Below are 20,554 nucleotides of genomic sequence, written 5' to 3'. Positions count from 1 at the left end.
TTTGCCAAGGATTTATGATGAGTGATCAGCAAGCACAAAAGCAAGCCGCAGCCAAAGCGGCTCTAAGTTATATCGAAGATGACATGATACTTGGAGTAGGCACAGGCAGTACGGTCAACTGTTTGATTGAATTATTGCCAACTGTAAAGCTTGCTGGCGCGGTGGCTAGCTCACAGGTCACTGAAGACAAACTTCGTGCCCTTGGTATTGAGATAGTGGATTTAAACTTTGCTGGTACGCTTGATATTTATATCGATGGGGCAGATGAGGTCAATGAGCATTTGCAATTGATAAAAGGCGGCGGCGGCGCGCTCACTCGTGAGAAAATCGTGGCAGCGGCTTCTAACAAATTTATATGTATGGTTGATGAGAGCAAAAGCGTTGAGGTGCTAGGTCGCGAGTTTCCTGTTCCGATTGAGGTACTGCCGCAAGCACGTTCTTATGTCGCACGGCAATTAGCCCGTATGGGCGGTGAGCCAGTTTACCGCGAAGATTTTGTGACTGATTATGGCAACGTCATCTTAGATACTTATGATTTGGATGTTAGTAATCCGATAGCGCTTGAAAAAGAGCTGAATAATATTGTGGGTGTCGTGTGTAATGGTATTTTTGCGGCCAATCAAGCTGATGTATTGCTGAAAGCAGGTAGTAATGGTGTGACGACACTTATTCGTTAAAAAATGCTTACTCGTTAAAAATCGGTTAAGCAGTGGCTTATCGTTCATCATAAAATAAAAAGGCAGATCACACTAAATGTGGTCTGCCTTTTTCGTACTTACTCTTCCATAAATAGATTATGGCTACATTGTTTAAAGTTTAATTTTATCTTTTAACAAAAATTCCATCAAGGCTTTTTGCGCATGTAAGCGGTTCTCTGCTTCATCCCATACCACTGAGCGTGGGTCGTCAAGCATATCATGAGAGATCTCCTCACCACGATGCGCGGGCAGACAGTGCATAAATACCACTTCAGGATCGGCTTTGTCCAATAGCGATGGCGTTACTTGATAAGCGGCAAAACGGCGCGCACGAGTATTTTGTTCAGACTCTTGTCCCATGCTTGCCCATACATCGGTGACAATTAAATTTGAATCTTTCGCGGCTTCTTGTACGTTTTCGACAATACTGACGCAATGCGAGAAGCGTTTCATCAGCTCAGGGTCAGGCTCAAACCCATAAGGCGCAGCGACGCGTAGCTCAAAACCAAACTGATGGGCTGCTTGCATATAGGATGCACACATATTATTGCCATCACCAACCCAAGTGACGATTTTATTTTCGATACTACCGCGGTGCTCATAATAGGTTTGCATATCAGCCAGTAGCTGGCAAGGATGAAATTCATCAGTTAAAGCATTTATAATCGGCACACTTGAGTATTCAGCAAAGGTCTCAACTTTTTCGTGACCAAAGGTACGAATCATGATGATATCGACCATGCTCGATATGACACGAGCAGAGTCTTCTAGTGGCTCACCACGCCCAAGCTGGGTATCATTTGGCGACAAAAAGATAGCACTACCACCAAACTGACCCATACCTGTCTCAAATGAGATGCGCGTACGGGTTGAGGATTTTTCAAATATCATGCCAAGCGTACGACCAACAAACGGCTGATATATCTCGCCTGCGTGTTGCATCTTGCGCAATTCGCTGGCGCGTTTTATAAGGTTTTCTAGTTCTTGTTTGGTTAAATCAGATAAGGTCAAAAAATGGCGCAAACTCATAGTAATCCTAGCAGTCGATCGCAGTCAGTGAAACGTCATCAGTCTTTAATAGCATCGCGTCAGTGCGTATACTGGGGTGACAACAAACTTTTAGTATAGCGCAATTAGGCTTAATGTAAATGTCCAATTTGCCGTGATTTATAAGTCTGGCAAACAGACATTACATGAACAGTGACGAGGTCAGTATAATTATACTTGTATGCGATTTGGGCGAATGCTTAGGCGGCATAGTAGCTCATAGCTAATCGTACCTGCATGTGCGGCGACTTCATCGACGTGCGGAGCATCACCCCACAGTATTACTTTGCTGTCTAACGCAATGTCTTCTGGCGCGGTACTGACATCAATGACAATCATATCCATTGCCACGCGTCCAATGACTGCGCATCGGTAGCTTTGATCGTTGGCAGTATCTATAACAGTGACATAGGCTTCATCGCTGATGACACGAGGGTAACCATCACCGTAGCCGACACTCACCAGTGCGGTTCTAGTGTCTTTCTGCGCTGTCCAACGACTGCCATAGCCAATAGCATTGTCTGCCTGAACTGTTTGCAGGGCGATAATTTGTGCGCTGAAATCCATCACTGGCTGTAAGTCTAACTCATGCGCGTTTTTATCAATGACAGGGGTGCTACCATATAAAATAATGCCGGGACGTACCCAATCATAATGATGCTCTGGAAAATTGACGATACCGGCTGAATTGCATAATGAGCCTTTAATATCAGCGCTAATGGTCGCTTGTAAGGTATCTAATACCTCCGAAAAACGCTGAATTTGCATTGAGTTTAATGGATGAGTGCTGTCATCGGCATTAGCAAAATGCGTGGTTAGTATCAGCTGATATCCCGCTTCATGCAGACGCTTAGCCGCTGCCATAACACCTTCAGCGTTGAAGCCTAGACGGTTCATACCAGTATTATATTTAAGCCAAACCACTCTGGTCGCACTATTGGCTGGTGGGATATTGTCGAGTGCCCACTGCAACTGCGGCGCATGGTGAATCACGCAGCTAATATCATGCTCAATGGCTTGCTGCCACTCATTATCGGTAAATGCCCCTTCAATCAAACTAATCGTTTTGTCCCAGCCTAACTGCCGAGCTTCTAGCGCCTCAGTCAAGGTTGCAACACCAATACCGTCTGCTTGGTGCAATGCAGGTAATACTGCTGCCACGCCATGTCCGTAAGCGTTGGACTTGACCATGGCTAGGACTTTAGAGTTTGCTGCCATTTTTTTAACTTGGTTTAAGTTGTGAGTAATGGCTTGTGGTTTGATTGTGATAGTACGCATAATTGGCTTCTTTATAAGTAGAATTATGAAATTATAAAGCCAGTACTGCATCAATTGGGCTAATGCAGCACTGGCTATTTTATTAAAAACTATTTGTTCGCTTATGATGAAGCTTTAGTCTTTATCAGGCTTAGCTTTATTAGGCTTAAGTTTTATAAGATTGATCATTCGTCGTTCTCGAAACTGACATTTTGATAGTATTCTGGTGTTAGGTTAATAAAGCGGGTAAATTGCCCTTCAAAGCCCAAACGTATAGTGCCGATAGGGCCGTTACGCTGCTTACCAATAATGATTTCAGCCACGCCTTTGTGGTCTGTATTCTCATTATAAACCTCATCACGATAGATGAACATAATCAAATCGGCGTCCTGCTCAATCGCACCCGATTCCCGCAAATCCGACATGATAGGGCGCTTGTTAGGGCGGTTTTCTAGACTGCGGTTAAGCTGCGACAAAGCGATAACAGGGCATTCAAGCTCACGTGCTAGCGCTTTGAGACTCCGTGAAATCTCAGAGATTTCCCCAACACGGTTGCCATCTAGGTTTGGCACTTTCATCAACTGGAGATAATCGACGACGATAGCGCCAAGCTTGCCATCATGATTTTTGGCGATACGGCGGCAGCGTGAACGCATCTCAGAGGGTGGCAAAGCAGTACTATCATCAATATAGAGATGCTTTGATTGCAAGTGCTGAATGGCGTTCATCATTTTTGCCCATTCATCTTCATTCATTTGCCCAGAACGCAGATGCGTCTGATTAATCGCGCCCCATGAGGACAGCAAACGCATGACGATAGACTCAGCAGGCATCTCCATCGAAAACACCACAACAGGCAGATCTTCGTTAAATAAAATACCTTCTGCCAAGTTCATGGCAAAGGTGGTTTTACCCATAGAAGGGCGCGCAGCCACGATGATTAAGTCACCTGCCTGCAAGCCTTGGGTTTTATTATTTAACTCAGCAAACGGCGTCTGTAAACCAATCATGCCATCGGGATTGGATTTTAGCTCTTGAATTTTATCAATAACGTTGGTCAAAACAGCCGTAATACCCACAGGTCCACGCTGTTCAGCGCGTTTATTGTGCTGCTCATTGATGCTAAATATCTTACCCTCAACACTGTCTAAAATATCACTGACGGTCTGGTCCTTAGGATTATAGGCGAGCGTGAGCATCTCATTGCCAGTCGTAATCAGTTGGCGTAGAGTAGATAGTTCACGGACGCGCTGAGCATAGGCGGTCAGGTTAAACAAGGTCGCAGGGCTTTGGCTCAAAATATCTGCCAAGTAGCTATCGCCGCCTGCACTTTTAAGGAGTTTTTGTGCTTCTAGCCAGTCGTGTACCATGACCGTATCATAGGGTTCGTTGACTGCCGCTAAATGAGCAATAGCATCAAAAATATACTGATGTCGCCCTGCATAAAAATCATCTTTGGTAACGATATCAGCAATCTTGTCGTACGCCTCTTCGATACTCATTAAGGACGCGAGCAATGCCTTTTCAATGTCGATATTGTGCGGCGGTGTCTGATTGAGTAAGTCGTCGGTTTTTTCGTTGTCTGCCATGATTGCCTAATGTGTCAAAAGTCGATATAAAAGAGGGTATAAATGGGTATGTGATATCAGGGTTTCATTGGGTGCTGATACAGCAAATAAAACGCCACGTGCCACTATAATTGAAGTACCAAAACCTGATCTCGGTGTTGACTGGTAAATGCTATAATGAAAAGCGAAAGTTTAACACATAATAGGCTTTTTTCGGCACCGATAGACAACTATCTATTCTAGATGACGGTTGTAATAAGTAAAAAATCATCTATACAATATAAGTGTCAGTACTTATTTTTCCTATAAAAAATACAATAAAATTCACGACTCAATATAAATATAAAGGCGTAGTTATGATGCAAGATATACAAAAAAAATTGCCATTATTAATCACAACTGGTGAGCCTGCTGGTATTGGGATGGATATCGTGCTGCTATTAGCGGCTGAGGGTAAATTGCAAGATTTTGAACGTCCAATTTGGGTCACTGCCGATAGCACCGCTATAACAAAGCGCGCAGATGAGTTGGTTGCAGCTGATGTATTGAAAAACCTTCCCATCTGGCAAACTATTGATATCGATGCCGATGACTTTAATCTTAACGTTGTAGAGCAGATGTCGCAGCCAGATACGGACGTGGATAGTTCTTTTATTCTACTTAATATATCTTGTGCTGAGCCAGTTGTCTGCGGGAAAATTAACACGCGCAATTCAGCAATGGTTGCTAAGCAGTTAGACATTGCCCATCAGTTGGCAACCAACAAAATAGTGGCTGCTATCGTCACTGGACCATTGCAAAAGTCTGCATTGATAGAAGCTGATATTGAGCTATTAGATGGCACAATGTTTAGCGGTCATACAGAGTTTTTTATGCAGCAAAGTGGCTGTGATAAAGTGGTTATGATGCTCGCCAATCAAGCCATGAAAGTGGCGCTTGTTACCACTCATTTACCGCTAAAAGATATCCCTGCTGCAATCACGTCTGACAATGTACGCCAGACCGTACAAATTGTCGTCGATGAGATGAAAGCAAAATTTGGCTTAACGCAGCCACGTATTTTAGTCTGTGGTCTTAATCCACATGCAGGCGAGGGTGGGCATTTAGGCGTCGAGGAGATTGAGATTATCAACCCCGTATTGCATGAGTTTATCAAAGCAGGCGTCGATATATCAGAGGCAATGCCAGCGGATACGTTATTTACACCCAGACATTTAGCCAACTGTGATGCGGTGATTGCTATGTATCACGATCAAGGGTTGCCAGTGCTGAAATCACATGGTTTTGGTGATACCGTCAATCTTACTTTAGGACTGCCGTATATTCGTACCTCAGTTGATCACGGTACGGCGCTTGATTTAGCGGGGCGCGGCAATGCTAGTGCCACTAGCTTGTATCAAGCATTAAAAATGGCAAACGAGATGGCAGATAAATCGCTTATTAAATAGACCTCTTGCATAAGCCGGCACCTTAGCGACATTTATCACGCAGTATTGGGTAACTTTGGTGTGAATGATGGCTATTTATGAATTATCAAACAGGGTTTAATATAAGTGGTTCCATTATACCAGTCTGTTTTAAGTGGTTTGTTAATAGGTTTGAGGGGTGAAATAACTGGTTCCCTTGGGGTATACCCTATTAGTTAATCATCACTCTGAATAGAAAATATTTACGGATATATTTTGTTTATGGCTCATTATGGCTACAACCTAGTAATAGCATTTTTGAGAATAGATTATGATCTTTACGTTCTGCTATTTTAAATTTCCTGACTCTGAGAGTTTACATGCAACAATTCTTCCTAACAGAATAGAAGATGATATGGAAAATTTGATTGCATCATATTTAGTAGACAGTGGAGGGGCTTCGCTAAAATCACATATTGAATATTTGAAAGAATGCTTAAGAGCGCTAGGTAGCCCTTCAACGTATGAGGCTGATATAAGTAGCAATTCTTATTCTGCTAAAATACGTAATGATGGGGTGAGAGTAAGTTTTTTATATGATGAAATTCAGAGTATTAAAGTAAGTCGTACTAAGCTTCAAGACATTACGAAGGCATGGATTTTATTTTTAGAAAGAGAACCCATAGCAGGATATATAGAAACTATGCATATTGCTTAAAACTGTTATATCTAATAATTATTAGACAATTTTGAGCAAGCGAAGCTAAATATAGTTAGCAGATCGATGCCTGTATAGCGCACCGATCTAGTAGCATCAAAAACCTGACTCTCATATACTCTACGAAACTATGCTTTATTTATAGAGAATTTGAGCTGCCTTTTTACTTCTTAAAACTCACACATCTTTCCCATTCCTTCATAGGGATATAGTATTCATCAAGCTCAGTCTGATCTAAGTCGCTAACTGACCTCATATATAAACCAGGCCAACTATCTTCTTCAGAAATATAAGCGAAATCAATTTTAAAATTACCATCTTCATTTAAGACAACTTTAAACTGTGTCCAAGGTTCTTTATTGAAAATTAAGCATTGCTTCAAGTCTTCCATCAGCTTTCGTAAATCAAAGAAAAGATCATTTGTCATTTCTACATATTTAGGCCCTTCATTTGTTTCACATAGTAACTGAAAGTCTTGATGTTCAGAATAAATACGTCCTCTAAAAACAATCTTATTATCTTTCAGAGACATTACTGACCATAGCAACTCACCTATTTTTTGATAAATGATTTGATCATCTGTTTTCATGCCATTTTCCTATATCAGTATTTTTTTTGATGCCTTAGCAATTGATAAATGATTTATTATTAAGACTGACGCTGATTATTTCATCATTACTAAAGTTGCATCTAACACTAGAAGCTCGATGCCTGTATAGCTCACCGATCATAGGTAGAATATGTATGGTAAGTACACCGTGAAGTACACTATGGTTATTTCAGTGAGTTAAAACCTTAAAACCTTAATACCATTAGCTTACAGCCTAGTATTCGAGTCCTCACTAGGGAACCATGCTTACTCTCATAATACTCTTATAATAAACGATTTTAGAACAAAATAAGGCACTGTGTCGATTGCGCTAAGATATGAATGGTTTATCGATAAAATGTCTCAAAAATACAGCAAATTTACGAGCTGTGGTATAATTTCGTATTACAAAACGAGCCAATAAAAGCGCCTATAAAACCAGTATATTGCTGCCATAGTGCTATAGCCCATTTATCTTTTACCCATTAAGACTTTTTTATGTCCAAAATTTCGTTTGATGCTCAGTCTATTACCAACAGCCTACGCGCTGCCAAACACCAACCGCGTAAGCGCTTTGGTCAAAACTTCTTACATGATCGCAGTGTCATCCGTGAGATTGTTGAGAGCATTCGTTTAGAGTGCGATGACAATTTGATTGAGATTGGGCCAGGGATGGGCGCACTGACTGAGCCATTATTGGCAGAGGTGGATGCGATGACTGTGGTCGAGCTGGATCGTGATTTGGCAGACAGCCTGCGTATTCGTATCGGTGCCAACAGCCATCCAAACTTTACGATCATCAAAGACAATGCCATGCATGTCGACTATCGCGAGCTGTATAGCGATGAGCGGGGCAAGCTCCGTGTGGTTGGTAATCTGCCGTATAATATTTCTACGCCTATCTTATTTCATTTGCTCAGTTATGCCGATGTGATTCAAGACATGCACTTTATGCTGCAAAAAGAAGTGGTCGATCGGATTACGGCGGATGTCGGTAGCAAAACTTATGGTCGCCTATCTGTCATTATGCAGTATCACTGCCATACCGATTATCTACTGACCGTACCACGTGGTGCTTTTAATCCGCCACCAAAAGTGACCAGTGCGGTTTTTCGTTTGACGCCGCATATTATTAAGCCAGTCGTCGCAGAGGACGAAGAGTATTTCGCGCTTGTGGTACGTGAAACCTTTAACCATCGCCGTAAGACGCTACGTGCCATCTTTAAAAAATCAACGTTGCTACCGACACTGAGCGAAGAAGATTTTGCAGCGTGTAGCATCGACCCACAAGCACGTCCTGAAGTCTTAAGTGTGAAGGATTTTGTGAATTTGAGCAATCAAGCGCGTAAAGTAGTGGTTTAAATTGAGCTACTGCCGATTCGTCGTCAAAGACATTTATATGGAAATGACGATATAAAATTTTCACATAAAACTATCACGTAAAAACACTGAGGATTTATGAGCTTTCGCCATCAGTATGTCATCGGTGACCTGCAAGGTTGCTATGCGGCGTACCTTCATTTACTTGAAATATTGGATTTTGATCCTGCACAAGACAAGCTATGGTTTGCAGGGGACTTGGTGGCACGTGGTGAAGATTCGTTGAGTACCTTGCGTCATGTCAAAGCACTTTGCCAGCAAGGCGCAGCCGCGACAGTACTCGGCAATCATGATCTCAATTTGATCGCTGTCTGGCGTGGTGCGGCAAAGATTAAAAAAAAGGATCAGACAGCGCCTATTTTTGCTGCCGATGATTGCGATGAACTGCTTGAATGGCTACGTCATCAGCCAGTATTGGCTTTTCCTGATGAGCAGACGGTCTTGGTTCATGCTGGTATTCCACCGCATTGGACGATTGAGGCGGCAGCAAATTACGCGCAGCAGTTAGAGTCACAACTGCAAAGTAGTTTAAAACAGTTGGATCGTTTATTGCCGAATTTATATAGCAAGACTGCTGATGACTGGCATCCAGATATTAATGGCTTTACCAAAATGCGTGCAATTGCCAATTATTTCACTCGTATGCGGCTGTGCAAACAAGACGGCACGTTAGAATTTAGCTTTTCAGCAGGGTTAGAAGCATCTATGCCAGAGGGGTTTTTGCCTTGGTTTGAATGGCAAGTGCCGCGGACTCGCAAGATACTATTTGGGCATTGGGCAGCGCTGAAAGGTGAGGTAGACTTACCGTATGCGCGCGCACTTGACGGCGGCTGCGTTTGGGGGAATGATCTATTGGCTTATCGCTTGAGTGATGGAAAAATTATCATGTCAAGTGCCCACTGCTTACAGCCAGATACATAATATTAGGGCATGGGCTCATTTCTATCTCCGTTTTTAAAGTGAGGTCACGCCGTAACTATTTGGCTTATCCAAACGATTTATTAAACCACTAAAACCTTCCCATTAGCTGGGTAGGTTCGGTGGTTTTTTTGGTTTAGGTAGTGAGGTTTTAGCATCGCCCGTGGCCTTGTTTTCAGGGTTGCTGTTATCATTTTCAGGATGGGCAGTCGTCTCATTACCCTCAGTAAAGGCGTTATGCGCTTTATCATATTGAATATCACTACTATAAGGGACGCTATTGAGCTCCTCATCTATCAGCCCATCATCGAGCTCAATGGTTTTTTTGGTACTGATATGATTGGTGGTACTGTGTGTTTCCCGACTTTTTAGCGCAGCGTCAGTGTCAGCATTTGAGATGTTATTATCGTAATCTATATCTGTGATAGCCTGTTCATTTTGCATGCTTTTTTGCTTGGATTTAGGTAGGATTTTTACATCAGACAAACGGCGCACGACATAATTATTGGGAATACTTTGTCCTCCTTTATGAGCGCTGGTATCGTCAAAAATCATATGTCCTTGGCTGTCGATACGAGCATACTTCATTGGCTTATCACGTGGCCAGAAAAAGTCTGAAGGATGGGTAAGCATATGGCTGAAAAGCTGCTTGGTTAAACGACTCCATTCCATGAATTTGACTTCTTTAGAGCGTAGTGCCACAAATAAGGCGAGCGAAAAGCTGACCATGAGGTTCACCATGCCGATAAGGGCAACGCCTAAAATAGAAATAAACACAATCTGCCAATCCCACTGGTTGGCAGATATATTAAACAGTCCATGCGCCAAATTCGCCGAGGCAAACGCAATGTGGCGAATATCAATCGGTAAGCCAAATAAATAGCCAATTGTTGCAGTGCTACCTAAGAACACCCCGAACAAGAAATTGCCCATAATGGCGCCAAGGTTGGCTTCTATAAAACCGCCTAAACGCTGTAACCAAGTTTTTGGTAGTAGGTATTGAAGTAGTTTGTGGCGCTGAATACGGGCACCGATTTGGTTGTAGACCGCCAAGTTATCGTAGTAACCAGCAATAAGACCCGATAAAAATAAATAGACGCCAGCAATGGCCGCATGGGGTAGTGCCAGTGAATGAAAGGGGTCAAGATCATGCAGTAAGTGTGCAGCCTTATCGGTATTGATCATCGGTGCACCAGTATATTGTAGCCATGCAAAAGAGATAATCAGAGCGACTGGTATCGCTAGCATAATATTACCCATAATCGCCACAAACTGGGTACGTAAAATATCGACCACCAACTCTGATAGTTTATTTAACTGGTGTGACTTTTTGCCAGAACCGTCCGAGATAGTAGAGGCAATTGCCGCCGCCGTCATAGCAGGCTGTTTGGTAGCAACTGTACCATGAACGATATGGATAAAAACAAAACCCAATCCATAAATCATACTATTTACAAAGGCGCGTCCCATCGGTGCAAGGGCCAGGTTATAGGCTAATATCTTAAGCGTTGCCATAAAAGCAATAATAAAACCACCGATAGAGGCTTTCTTGAACATTTTTTGATAGCCCGATTTATCGGTACTAATATAATGTTCACCCACGCGGCTGGCATTTTCAGTGACTTTGCGCGACAGCAGCTTGGTATTATTATCAATTAAGTATCCAATACTATAACGGCGGCTCGCAGTGGTAATCAGCGCTTGAATCAACTCAATGAGCGCCTGATCACGCTTATCATAATTATCTGCTACTAGTTCAGTTAGGATGCGCATACGCTGCAAGCTTTGGTCTAAACGCAGCATCATGTTGGTCAGGCGAATAGAGATTCCCGTTTTATAAATGCGCTTGCGTATGGTGGCAACGATATCTTCGCATTGTTCAATCATGACCAGTAACGGCGCAGGGTCTACTGCTTTTTCGGGCGTAATATCCGTTAAAGTATCAAGCTCATGCGCTTCTCGGTACTGATTGACGTATAAGACCGCCTCTTGATTTTGTGCCACAAATGACGCTGAATAATTCAGCATTTGCGGATAAAATTCCATCAAATCTGGATGCAAGCCAATACCGCTGATACGGTATGACAAAATGATAATCGCGTTCAAAATACTGTTTTTTGCTGTCGCAACTAAGTTTAAATGCTGCTCATCGACTTTGAGTAGCTCAACCAGTTCATCCCATTTGTCTTTTTTAATATTGGCAAGCCAGCGCTCGTCAGAGCGTTTATCAAATAAATAACCGACCAATTCTACGACAGAATCTTCTTGTGGCAGTAGCGGTAAAAAACGGTGCCCGATAAGGCGACGTAGACTATTAAAAAAGCCCTGATCCGACATGATGCCGGTATCGGTATATAAAGCAATTTGGCGATATTCAATAATCAGTTTTAAGACGAAACTTGACAGTCCATCTGCATATTCTGGATGTTGACGTAAAATATCAATCAGCTCTTGAATGTTTTGATTGGCTAACGTGGGCTCTTTATCACTCACTCGTAGCTCATCGATTAAGCGCTTGAGTACCGCAGGATCTGGCACATCACTTAAGGCTGTAATCTGTTGTAAAATGTGTTTTATTTCTGACACATTGCATCCCTTGTGGTGGTTATTTCAATCATTGTTATTATTTAGTATGAGCAAAGATATAAGTGTTTTGAGGCTATATTGGCTATCAATGTCGCGATATCTACCACTATTGATGGTTAGGTTTCTAATTTGCAGCTCACTAGTTTGGAAGTTATTGGTTCAGAGCTTATTGGTTTCGGCGTTAAAGATATCTGTAGCAATCTTAATGTTGTGACTTTGCGTTATTTTAATCGTAACAATGCCTGAGCGGTTAATTATTTTGTTAGCAGTTATTTTGTGGCGCTCATTATATCGATTGTGGAAACCATCGCTGTGATGATATTTTTGGCAAAAAAAGGGACAGTAGCGTGACTGTCCCCTTATCGTAGTGCGGTATTGCCTACTTTATTATAAAAGTAAGAAATTAGCTAGCAGGTACATCAAAGTAGCTAAGATCAAAGTTCATCATTGGATCACTACCAGCTTGAACCATTTGTGCATGAGCATCGATACGTGGCAAAATACGACCGACGAAATAATCGGCAAGCTTGGCTTTATTGGTATAAAACTCACCTTCTTTACCGTTAGCTGCTTCTACCATCAACGCAAACATATACGAATAAGCGAGGTAACCAAAGGCATGCATGTAGTCAACGGCACAGCCATTGACTTCGTTTTTACGCTCGCCAATGTTGCTAAGCACAGTGTTGGTTAGCGCTTCGATAGTATCTGCAGCATCTAGCGTTGCTTGCTTGATACCATGATCCGCTTGCATGTTATTGACGAAATCACGAATTTCACCTAAGAAATGAGTGACGTATTTGCCGTTATTTTTCGCCACTTTACGACCTAGTAGATCGAGTGCTTGAATACCGTTGGTGCCTTCATAAATCTGGGCAATACGGGTATCACGAACGATTTGCTCCATACCCCATTCGCGGATATAGCCATGACCGCCAAATACTTGCTGGCAATCAATGGTCGCTTCTAGCGCTTTATCAGTCAAGAACGCTTTAGCCACTGGCGTCAATAGAGCAACACGTGCGGCAGCAGCTTGAGCGGCCTCTGGATCAGTACTGAACTTCTCTTCATCAAGATTTTTGGCAACGTACATGGCAAAGCAACGCGACGCTTCGGTGTTGGCTTTGGCGTTCAATAGCATACGGCGTACATCGGCATGATGAATGATCGCATCAGCAGGCTTTTCTGGGCTTTGCAGTTGGGTATCACTACGACCTTGACCACGGTCATTGGCATATAGTGCCGCATTCTGATAAGCAAGCTCAGAACCACCAAGGCCTTGCAGACCCATGGTGACACGCTCATAGTTCATCATAATGAACATTGAAGACAAACCCGTGTTTTCGGCACCAACCATCCAGCCTTTAGCGCTGTCAAAGTTCATGACACAAGTGGCTGAGGCTTTGATACCCATTTTATGCTCGATAGAGCCGACTGCTAGGGTGTTACGCTCGCTTAAGCTGCCATCTTCATTCACTAAAAATTTTGGTACGACAAATAACGAAATACCTTTTGAGCCTTCTGGCGCATTAGGAGTTTTTGCCAGTACCAAATGAATGATATTTTCGGTTAAGTCATGCTCGCCGCCAGTAATAAAGATTTTGGTACCAGAGATGTCATAGCTACCGTCATCATTAGGGATAGCTTTGGTTTTGATAATACCTAAGTCAGTACCAGCATGTGGCTCTGTCAAGCACATGGTGCCCGCCCACTCGCCGTTGTACATTTTTTCTAAGTAAGTTTGCTTTTGCTCTTCAGAAGCCGCTGCGTTTAGGCACAGTGTTGCGCCAACGGTTAGGTTAGGGTAGAGGGCAAATGATTGGTTGGCAGTGAATACCATCTCTTCAGTCAGCATGGTCACCATTTTTGGGAAACCTTGACCACCGTATTCAGCGTTACCGCTTAAGCCAACCCAGCCTGATTCAGCATACTGTTTATACGCTTCTTTAAATCCAGTAGGAGTCGTGACGACGCCATTACCTTCAAAGGTTGCGCCTTCTTCATCGCCGCTGCGGTTGATTGGCAAAAGAATGTTTTTTGACAGTTTTGCCATTTCTTCCAAAATCATATCGACGGTTTCCATGTCGACATGAGCTAGGTTTTCGTTGTTCTGCCAAAATTTAGGCGCGTTAAATACGTCATTTAAGATAAAGCGCATGTCATTCAGAGGGGCATTATAAACAGCCATAAACATTCCTTTGGTTCAAATAAATAAAATTAAAGTTGTTAAAGATATCAATTGTTCTTTTGGTCTAACCTTAGCGGTTAATAATCAAAGTTTAGCAAATAAGCTTGCGCACGGGTGTGTTTCTTCGTGAATTGTGCGTACACCAAAAGTATTGATAAAGGATAGCCTTTATAAAAATAAGAATAGATTTTTACAAAAGGTTAGATTTCTTGAAAGTGTTGACTCTACTCGTTATTAATTTTAATAGTGCTAAGAAAATCGGCAACACACCTGAGTATGTTGCCGATAAAAATACAGTATTAGCAGTATTTAACGTCTAATTAAAAAGCGAACTGATCAACGTCCATGCTCATGTATGGTTCAACACCAGTGCTGATACGCTGTACGTGAGTGGTGGTACGTGGCAATAGCTTAGCAAAGTAGAACTGCGCGGTTTTTACTTTCGCGTCGTAGAAGGCTTGTTCGCTAGTACCGTTCGCAAGTTCAGTTTGTGCTACTAATGCCATGCGTGCCCATAAGTAGGCTAGCGTCACATAACCGCTGAAATACATATAATCAACCGCAGCGCCGCCAACCGCATCTGGGTTTTCAGTGGCTTGCATGCCGATGCGTGCAGTCAAATCACCCCATTCTTTAAGGTGCTTGGCAAGTGGGCGAATAAACTGACCCATCTCGTCATTTTCTTTGTTTTCTTCACAGAATGTTTGGATGATTTTAACGAAGTTTGCAAGCAGTTTGCCTTGTGAGCCCAATACTTTACGACCTAGTAGATCGAGTGCTTGGATTTCAGTGGTACCTTCGTATAAGCAAGCAATGCGCGTATCACGCACGTTTTGCTCCATGCCCCATTCGCTGATAAAGCCATGACCACCATAAACCTGTACGCCATGGTTAGCCGCTTCTAGACCAGTTTCAGTCAAGAACGCTTTAGCGATCGGTGTCAATAGTGACAACATTTGATCAGCAAATTTAAGCGCATCGCCTTCGCCTTTTGCGACTGTATCGGCAAAATGTGAGAGGTAATAGACCAAAGCACGGCCACCTTCAGCAAAGGCTTTTTCGGTCAATAGCATGTTACGAACGGCTGGATGTACAATGATAGGGTCAGCGACTTTTTCAGGGGCTTTAACACCAGATAATGAACGCATTGCTAAGCGATCTTTGGCATAAGTCAATGAGCCTTGGAACGCATATTCTGCTGCTGTTAAACCTTGCACTGCGGTACCAATACGCGCCACGTTCATAAACGTAAACATGCACTGTAGACCACGGTTTTCTGGGCCAATCAGATAACCCGTTGCGCCATCAAAGTTCATCACGCAAGTGGCTGAGGCTTTGATACCCATTTTGTGTTCGATAGAGCCACAAACGACGTTGTTGTTTTCACCTAGGCTACCATCTTCGTTGACCGCTACTTTAGGAACGATAAACAGTGAGATGCCTTTTGTGCCAGCAGGCGCGCCTGGTAGACGAGCCAAGACAATATGAATGATATTATCCGTTAGGTCATGCTCACCCGCTGAAATGAAGATTTTTTGACCAGTGATGCTATAGCTGCCATCTTCTTTAGGCTCAGCTTTGGTACGGATAATACCCAAATCAGAACCTGCATGTGCTTCAGTCAAGCACATGGTGCCAGACCATTCGCCGCTGACCATTTTTTCTAGGTAGGTTTGTTTTTGCTCGTCCGTACCGTGATGCTCGATGGTTTGAATCGCACCATGTGATAAACCAGGGTACATAGAGAATGACCAGTTCGCTGTACCAACCATTTCATTAATGACGGTTGATAATGAGAACGGCATGTTTTGACCGCCGAAGTCTTCTTCAGCAGATAATGCTGGGAAACCAAGCTCACAATAGGCTTTATAGGCTTCTTTAAAGCCCTTTGGCGTAGTGACTTGACCATTGTCAAACTGGCAGCCTTCAGCGTCACCACTTTGATTCAATGGTGATAGCTCATTTTCAGCAAAGCTTGCCGCCATTTCAAATAGGCTGTCCATTAGCTCGCGATCCGCTTCTTGGAATGCTGGCAGGGTTTTATAATGGCTTTCGCTGTCGAGTAACTCATGCATCACGAATTGAATGTCACGTAAGGGCGCTTTGTATTGCATAACTTCCTGTCCTTTTGAGAATATAACCAATCATCATCAAGGGTAGGCACATGACTGCACTGTTACTTAGTGCACAAGTCCAGCCCATATTAATCTAACGAGCCCAAATAAATGCTAGGCAATAATGCAGATTGACGATGTTGTCGGCTATATAAAATAGTATTGAAAAGAATGGCGATGGTCAGAGTAAGCTTGAAACTTAATAAGCTCTAACAAATTCACTATAAAAGATAGGCTTTCAGAGGGGATTATACAAGTTTGGTGACAGCACTGATAAGTCATGAACCTATCTTGCATCGGTTATACAATCGACGTTAGGCGTTAAGAGGAAATGCGAATAACCATATGAAAATACTAATGATACTGGATAAATAAACATCCGTTAAATGGGGTTTATTTGGCGGCGTACTGCTGAATCAACATCTCAGTCGCAGCCTCTGCTGGCACTGGTTTGCCAAACCAATAGCCTTGACCCTGTTGACAGCCCATTTTTAGCAACACATCTCGCTGTTGTTGAGTTTCGATACCTTCGGCGACTACCTGCATATCAAGTGCCATTGCCAAGTCTAAAATAGCTTTTACAATGGCATGTTGGGTACGATCGGTGTCGATGTTGGATATAAAACTTTTGTCAATTTTAATAAAATCAAATGGATATTCTTGTAAGTAACTCAAAGAGGCATAACCGGTGCCAAAGTCATCCAACGCCAGACAAATTCCCAGTTTCTTGAGCAAATTAAGCTGTTTTTTGACATTTGCATGACGCTGAATTAAGGATGATTCGGTGACTTCAATATGTAGCTGATGCGCAGAAATACGGTGTTGCACCAGTAAACCGCTCACCATCTCAGAAAACTCAGGGTGGCTAAATTCGGCGGCATCTGCATTGATACAGATATGTTGACAAAACCCTTGCTGTTGCCAAGTCGATAACTGCTTAGCAATTTGAACCGCCATGTGCGAGAACAGCTCAAACGACAGTTTATGAGTGATAATGGCATTGATAAAATGTATCGGCTTTAGCAGTCCGCGAGTCGGGTGTTGCCAACGTACCAGCGCTTCAAAACCAATAATGATGCCAGTAGCCAGCTCAAACTTTGGTTGATAATAAGGAACAAACTGATTTTCAGTGGTAGCGGCTCTAAGCTCCGCCTCTAACTGCAAGCTACCCGCAGTGGCTTCGTCAATGGCTGTATCATACCAGCAAATGTCATCACCGCCTTGTTGCTTGACATAATGCAGCGCTTTTTCAGCCTTGGTCAATAATCCTGTCACTTCGTCGTCGTTAGTGGGAAAGTAACTGACCCCGACGGAAATATGACAATAAATCTTAGCGTCTGTCGCAGTGTTTTCATCTAAGGAGAAGGGGCGTTCACACATTTGCATCAAGCTATCTAGCTGATGACGTACCATATTAGCGTCATTGGATTCGAATAATAACGCAAAATCATCGCCGCCAAAATGAGAAAAACACTGTAAATTATCGAGCTTGAGGTTCTTCAGGCGTGTGACAAAGTTTTTTACCAAAGTGTTGATGCCGTCAGGGCCAAGCAAGCTTGCTAGATTGCGATAACGGTCAATATTGAAGCGTACAATTACGACTTCTTGATAGCTGTCCAACAATAGGTCGCTGGTCTGACTCAAGAAAACCTTACGGTTTGGTAACCCAGTCAATTGATCATAATTGAGCAAATGCGCCACCTGCTTTTGATCCTTGACGACCGAGGACATATCACGCACCATACCGATATAGTAAGTCTTATGATTGACACAGATTTTGCGATAAGTCATGTGACAGTCAAGTATTTGTCCATAACGGTTCAGCATCGAAAAGTCGTTTTCATAAAAACCATTGCAGTCTAGATGATCAGTGATATCTGCTAAAACGGCCCTTTCCTCATCTGATAAAAATTCTGCCGCATAAACACCAAGTGGTCTGCCAAGCAAAAATGACTCACTGTAGCCAATGATAATCTCATAACTGGCATTGACCGATAGATAGCGTAAATGGGCATCCAAGATGAATATGGCATCATCAAGCTGCTCGCATAACTCGGCCAGCAGTTGCTGCTTGTCTGCGATGGAAATAGGGGCGAAAGCAGTCATAGTTGGACTCATCATATCGAAATAGAGCAGCAATTAGGATTAAGCATAGGGTATTTACCCATAATAGCTCAAAGCATGCAGAGTCGCCAACGCCACCACGGGTGCAGTCTCGGTGCGTAAGATTCTTGAGCCAATTTGCCAAGGTTCAAAACCAGCTTTGGCTGCTTGCTGGCATTCATCAACACTCAGACCACCTTCAGGGCCTATTAGCAGCTCAATATAAGGAGCCTGTTGCGTTAAGACTGTTGGTAGCGACCTAGGCATTGCTGGTTGTCCTGCAGCTGGTACGCTCAGTTGCAGACGCAAATCTGCTGGTTGTTGTAATATTTGATAATAAGGGTCTTGGCTAAGGGTTGTGACAATAGTACTGGTAGTAGGAGGGCGAATGTCCATTTGCGAATCGGGAGAGTGGGTCGCTGACTTTTGTAACCAGTCATTTATGGACACAGGCGCAATAATAAGCGGTGGACGGTTAAGACCGCATTGTTCACACGCGGCAATGGCAACTTGCTGCCAATGTGCCAGTTTTTTTTCTACTTGGGCAGGCTTTAGATTGACCTCGCCATGATGGCTACTTAGCAATTGAATGGCAGTGACACCAAGCTCGGTGGATTTTTGAATCGCATAGTCCATGCGTTCACCGCGGCTCATCACTAGACCGATTTTAGTGAAGACAGCGGCACTTCGGTCAGTATCTACATGTGCTAATAATGTCACAGTGGCGTGTTTTTTGCTGATGGCTTGTAGCTGCACCTGATACTCGCCGCCAAAGCCATCGAATAATATGCCTTGATCGCCAATATTGGCACGCAATACACGGCACCAATGATGGACGATACTCTCTGTTAATTCGGCACTATCTCCAATAGCCAAGGTGCTAAGTTGAGGATGGAGTGAGCTTCTTTCATCACTGATGTCATTGCTGGTGTCATAAAAAAAACGTCGCACAGTTGCTTAGTCCTATTGTTTGAATAATATTTTCAAATATCTTAGCAGAATATCGTTTGAGAGGGTAAAGGGATTATCTTTAGTAGAATTTGCATTAGTGCAATTCTTATACCAAAAAGACTGGCGCTCCTAGGAACGCCAGTCTTTAAAAAATACATTCGATAAATACGATGAGCAATTAAGCTAAGCCGAGTGCTTCAACCAAGCGCTTGTTTGGCTCAACCTTATTCATGCTATAAAAATGCATGGCAGGTACGCCCTCAGTAATTAAGCGCTCGCATAAACGATAGACGACATCAAAACCAAATTCACGAATGGCTTTGCGGTCATCGCCAAAGTCAGACAACTGCTTACGTACATAACGCGGAATATCAGCGCCACAGCTATCGGCAAAGCGTACCAAATTACTTGAGTTAGTAATTGGCATGATACCAGCGATTAAAGGCTGAGCAACCGTATCGATACCACGCTTCTCTAAGGTATCACGCAAATATAAGTAACTATCAGCGTTATAGAAAAACTGGGTGATTGAAGCATTAGCACCCGCTTGGTATTTATTGACCAAGTTGTCAACATCAAATGCAAAGCTACGCGCTTGTGGATGCATTTCAGGATACGCTGCGACCTCGATATGGAAATGATCGCCTGAATGTTCACGGATAAACTTAACCAAGTCTAACGCAAACGGCAGCTCGCCCATACCGACTTGACCTGACGGTAAATCACCACGCAGGGCGACTAAGCGCTTGATGCCCAAACCTTTATACAGATCGAGCAATTCAGCGATTTCCGCCTTATCATCACCGATACAAGATATATGCGGCGCAATGTCAGTATCACCGCGTGCGCATAGTGCTTGGACGATATCTAAAGTGCGATTTCGGGTTGAACCCCCAGCACCGTAAGTCACCGAAAAGTACGCGGGTGATAGCTTATTCAACTCATCATAAGTACTGAGTAGTTTTTCATGACCTAGCTCGGTTTTGGCAGGGAAAAACTCAAAGGAGAAAGCAGGCTTAGTCACAGTCTGG

General features: G+C 43.1%; 15 protein-coding genes. 5 read left to right on the top strand and 10 right to left on the bottom strand.

Annotated features, from left to right (window positions below; genetic code table 11):
- The first annotated feature begins 17 nt into the window (after nt 1-17).
- The gene (gene rpiA / locus I3257_RS00645; RefSeq protein ID WP_060491162.1) at nt 18-677 is read left to right on the top strand and encodes a ribose-5-phosphate isomerase RpiA; all 660 of its coding nucleotides are present in this window, start codon (nt 18-20) and stop codon (nt 675-677) included.
- A 132-nt stretch (nt 678-809) separates the two neighbouring features.
- Here rpiA and argF read toward each other — a convergent pair whose 3' ends face one another.
- The 3 genes from argF to dnaB form a co-directional block, all read right to left on the bottom strand.
- Complete coding sequence (argF, locus tag I3257_RS00640; RefSeq protein ID WP_055124903.1) at nt 810-1,727, bottom strand: ornithine carbamoyltransferase; 918 nt, start codon at nt 1,725-1,727, stop codon at nt 810-812.
- A gap of 189 nt (nt 1,728-1,916) precedes the next feature.
- The gene (gene alr / locus I3257_RS00635; RefSeq protein ID WP_238048496.1) at nt 1,917-3,023 is read right to left on the bottom strand and encodes an alanine racemase; all 1,107 of its coding nucleotides are present in this window, start codon (nt 3,021-3,023) and stop codon (nt 1,917-1,919) included.
- Nucleotides 3,024-3,187: 164 nt separating this feature from the next.
- The gene (gene dnaB / locus I3257_RS00630; protein ID WP_055124901.1) at nt 3,188-4,591 is read right to left on the bottom strand and encodes a replicative DNA helicase; all 1,404 of its coding nucleotides are present in this window, start codon (nt 4,589-4,591) and stop codon (nt 3,188-3,190) included.
- A gap of 335 nt (nt 4,592-4,926) precedes the next feature.
- Between dnaB and pdxA the strand changes: the two genes are divergently transcribed.
- Nucleotides 4,927-6,018: a 4-hydroxythreonine-4-phosphate dehydrogenase PdxA gene (gene pdxA, locus I3257_RS00625; protein WP_238048495.1), complete on the top strand. Its 1,092-nt coding sequence runs from the start codon at nt 4,927-4,929 to the stop codon at nt 6,016-6,018.
- A 289-nt stretch (nt 6,019-6,307) separates the two neighbouring features.
- On the top strand, nt 6,308-6,694 hold the full coding sequence (locus I3257_RS00620; RefSeq protein WP_238048494.1) for a DUF5376 family protein: 387 nt from the start codon (nt 6,308-6,310) through the stop codon (nt 6,692-6,694).
- Nucleotides 6,695-6,857: 163 nt separating this feature from the next.
- Here the strand turns inward: I3257_RS00620 and I3257_RS00615 are convergent, their stop codons facing one another.
- Complete coding sequence (locus I3257_RS00615; RefSeq protein WP_055124899.1) at nt 6,858-7,283, bottom strand: immunity protein YezG family protein; 426 nt, start codon at nt 7,281-7,283, stop codon at nt 6,858-6,860.
- Nucleotides 7,284-7,781: 498 nt separating this feature from the next.
- On the opposite strand from I3257_RS00615, the gene rsmA reads away from it, so the two are divergent.
- Together rsmA and I3257_RS00605 are read left to right on the top strand one after the other, a co-directional pair.
- On the top strand, nt 7,782-8,645 hold the full coding sequence (gene rsmA / locus I3257_RS00610; protein WP_238048493.1) for a 16S rRNA (adenine(1518)-N(6)/adenine(1519)-N(6))-dimethyltransferase RsmA: 864 nt from the start codon (nt 7,782-7,784) through the stop codon (nt 8,643-8,645).
- A gap of 96 nt (nt 8,646-8,741) precedes the next feature.
- Nucleotides 8,742-9,584: a symmetrical bis(5'-nucleosyl)-tetraphosphatase gene (locus I3257_RS00605; RefSeq protein ID WP_238048492.1), complete on the top strand. Its 843-nt coding sequence runs from the start codon at nt 8,742-8,744 to the stop codon at nt 9,582-9,584.
- A 102-nt stretch (nt 9,585-9,686) separates the two neighbouring features.
- On the opposite strand, the gene I3257_RS00600 is transcribed toward I3257_RS00605, so the two are convergent.
- The 6 genes from I3257_RS00600 to I3257_RS00575 all read right to left on the bottom strand — a co-directional run bounded on the left by I3257_RS00600 (nt 9,687) and on the right by I3257_RS00575 (nt 20,547).
- Complete coding sequence (locus tag I3257_RS00600; protein ID WP_238048491.1) at nt 9,687-12,167, bottom strand: site-specific recombinase; 2,481 nt, start codon at nt 12,165-12,167, stop codon at nt 9,687-9,689.
- Between the two features lie 403 nt (nt 12,168-12,570).
- Nucleotides 12,571-14,355, bottom strand: coding sequence for an acyl-CoA dehydrogenase C-terminal domain-containing protein (locus I3257_RS00595; protein WP_238048490.1), 1,785 nt, complete (start codon nt 14,353-14,355; stop codon nt 12,571-12,573).
- Nucleotides 14,356-14,675: 320 nt separating this feature from the next.
- Nucleotides 14,676-16,469 (bottom strand): acyl-CoA dehydrogenase C-terminal domain-containing protein, encoded by a 1,794-nt coding sequence (locus I3257_RS00590; protein ID WP_238048489.1) that lies wholly within the window; start codon nt 16,467-16,469, stop codon nt 14,676-14,678.
- A 393-nt stretch (nt 16,470-16,862) separates the two neighbouring features.
- A complete protein-coding gene (locus tag I3257_RS00585) occupies nt 16,863-18,575 on the bottom strand; it encodes a sensor domain-containing phosphodiesterase (RefSeq protein ID WP_238048488.1) in 1,713 nt (570 codons plus the stop codon).
- A gap of 54 nt (nt 18,576-18,629) precedes the next feature.
- Nucleotides 18,630-19,523: a 16S rRNA (uracil(1498)-N(3))-methyltransferase gene (locus I3257_RS00580; protein WP_238048487.1), complete on the bottom strand. Its 894-nt coding sequence runs from the start codon at nt 19,521-19,523 to the stop codon at nt 18,630-18,632.
- Between the two features lie 178 nt (nt 19,524-19,701).
- Nucleotides 19,702-20,547, bottom strand: coding sequence for a methylenetetrahydrofolate reductase (locus tag I3257_RS00575; protein ID WP_238048486.1), 846 nt, complete (start codon nt 20,545-20,547; stop codon nt 19,702-19,704).
- Nucleotides 20,548-20,554: the final 7 nt, after the last annotated feature.

This window comes from Psychrobacter sp. Ps7 (assembly GCF_022129225.1).
GTDB classification, from domain to species: Bacteria; Pseudomonadota; Gammaproteobacteria; order Pseudomonadales; family Moraxellaceae; genus Psychrobacter; species Psychrobacter immobilis_A.
The sequence above is the reverse complement of the archived record's forward strand: the minus strand, read 5'-3'. Positions and strand labels throughout refer to the sequence as shown.

Bases quoted from the DNA above. Each gene is read 5' to 3' on its own strand.
- rpiA (WP_060491162.1), top strand. From the start codon at position 18: ATGAGTGATCAGCAAGCACAAAAGCAAGCCGCAGCCAAAGCGGCTCTA.
- argF (WP_055124903.1), bottom strand. From the start codon at position 1,727: ATGAGTTTGCGCCATTTTTTGACCTTATCTGATTTAACCAAACAAGAA.
- alr (WP_238048496.1), bottom strand. From the start codon at position 3,023: ATGCGTACTATCACAATCAAACCACAAGCCATTACTCACAACTTAAAC.
- dnaB (WP_055124901.1), bottom strand. From the start codon at position 4,591: ATGGCAGACAACGAAAAAACCGACGACTTACTCAATCAGACACCGCCG.
- pdxA (WP_238048495.1), top strand. From the start codon at position 4,927: ATGATGCAAGATATACAAAAAAAATTGCCATTATTAATCACAACTGGT.
- I3257_RS00620 (WP_238048494.1), top strand. From the start codon at position 6,308: ATGATCTTTACGTTCTGCTATTTTAAATTTCCTGACTCTGAGAGTTTA.
- I3257_RS00615 (WP_055124899.1), bottom strand. From the start codon at position 7,283: ATGAAAACAGATGATCAAATCATTTATCAAAAAATAGGTGAGTTGCTA.
- rsmA (WP_238048493.1), top strand. From the start codon at position 7,782: ATGTCCAAAATTTCGTTTGATGCTCAGTCTATTACCAACAGCCTACGC.
- I3257_RS00605 (WP_238048492.1), top strand. From the start codon at position 8,742: ATGAGCTTTCGCCATCAGTATGTCATCGGTGACCTGCAAGGTTGCTAT.
- I3257_RS00595 (WP_238048490.1), bottom strand. From the start codon at position 14,355: ATGGCTGTTTATAATGCCCCTCTGAATGACATGCGCTTTATCTTAAAT.
- I3257_RS00590 (WP_238048489.1), bottom strand. From the start codon at position 16,469: ATGCAATACAAAGCGCCCTTACGTGACATTCAATTCGTGATGCATGAG.
- I3257_RS00585 (WP_238048488.1), bottom strand. From the start codon at position 18,575: ATGACTGCTTTCGCCCCTATTTCCATCGCAGACAAGCAGCAACTGCTG.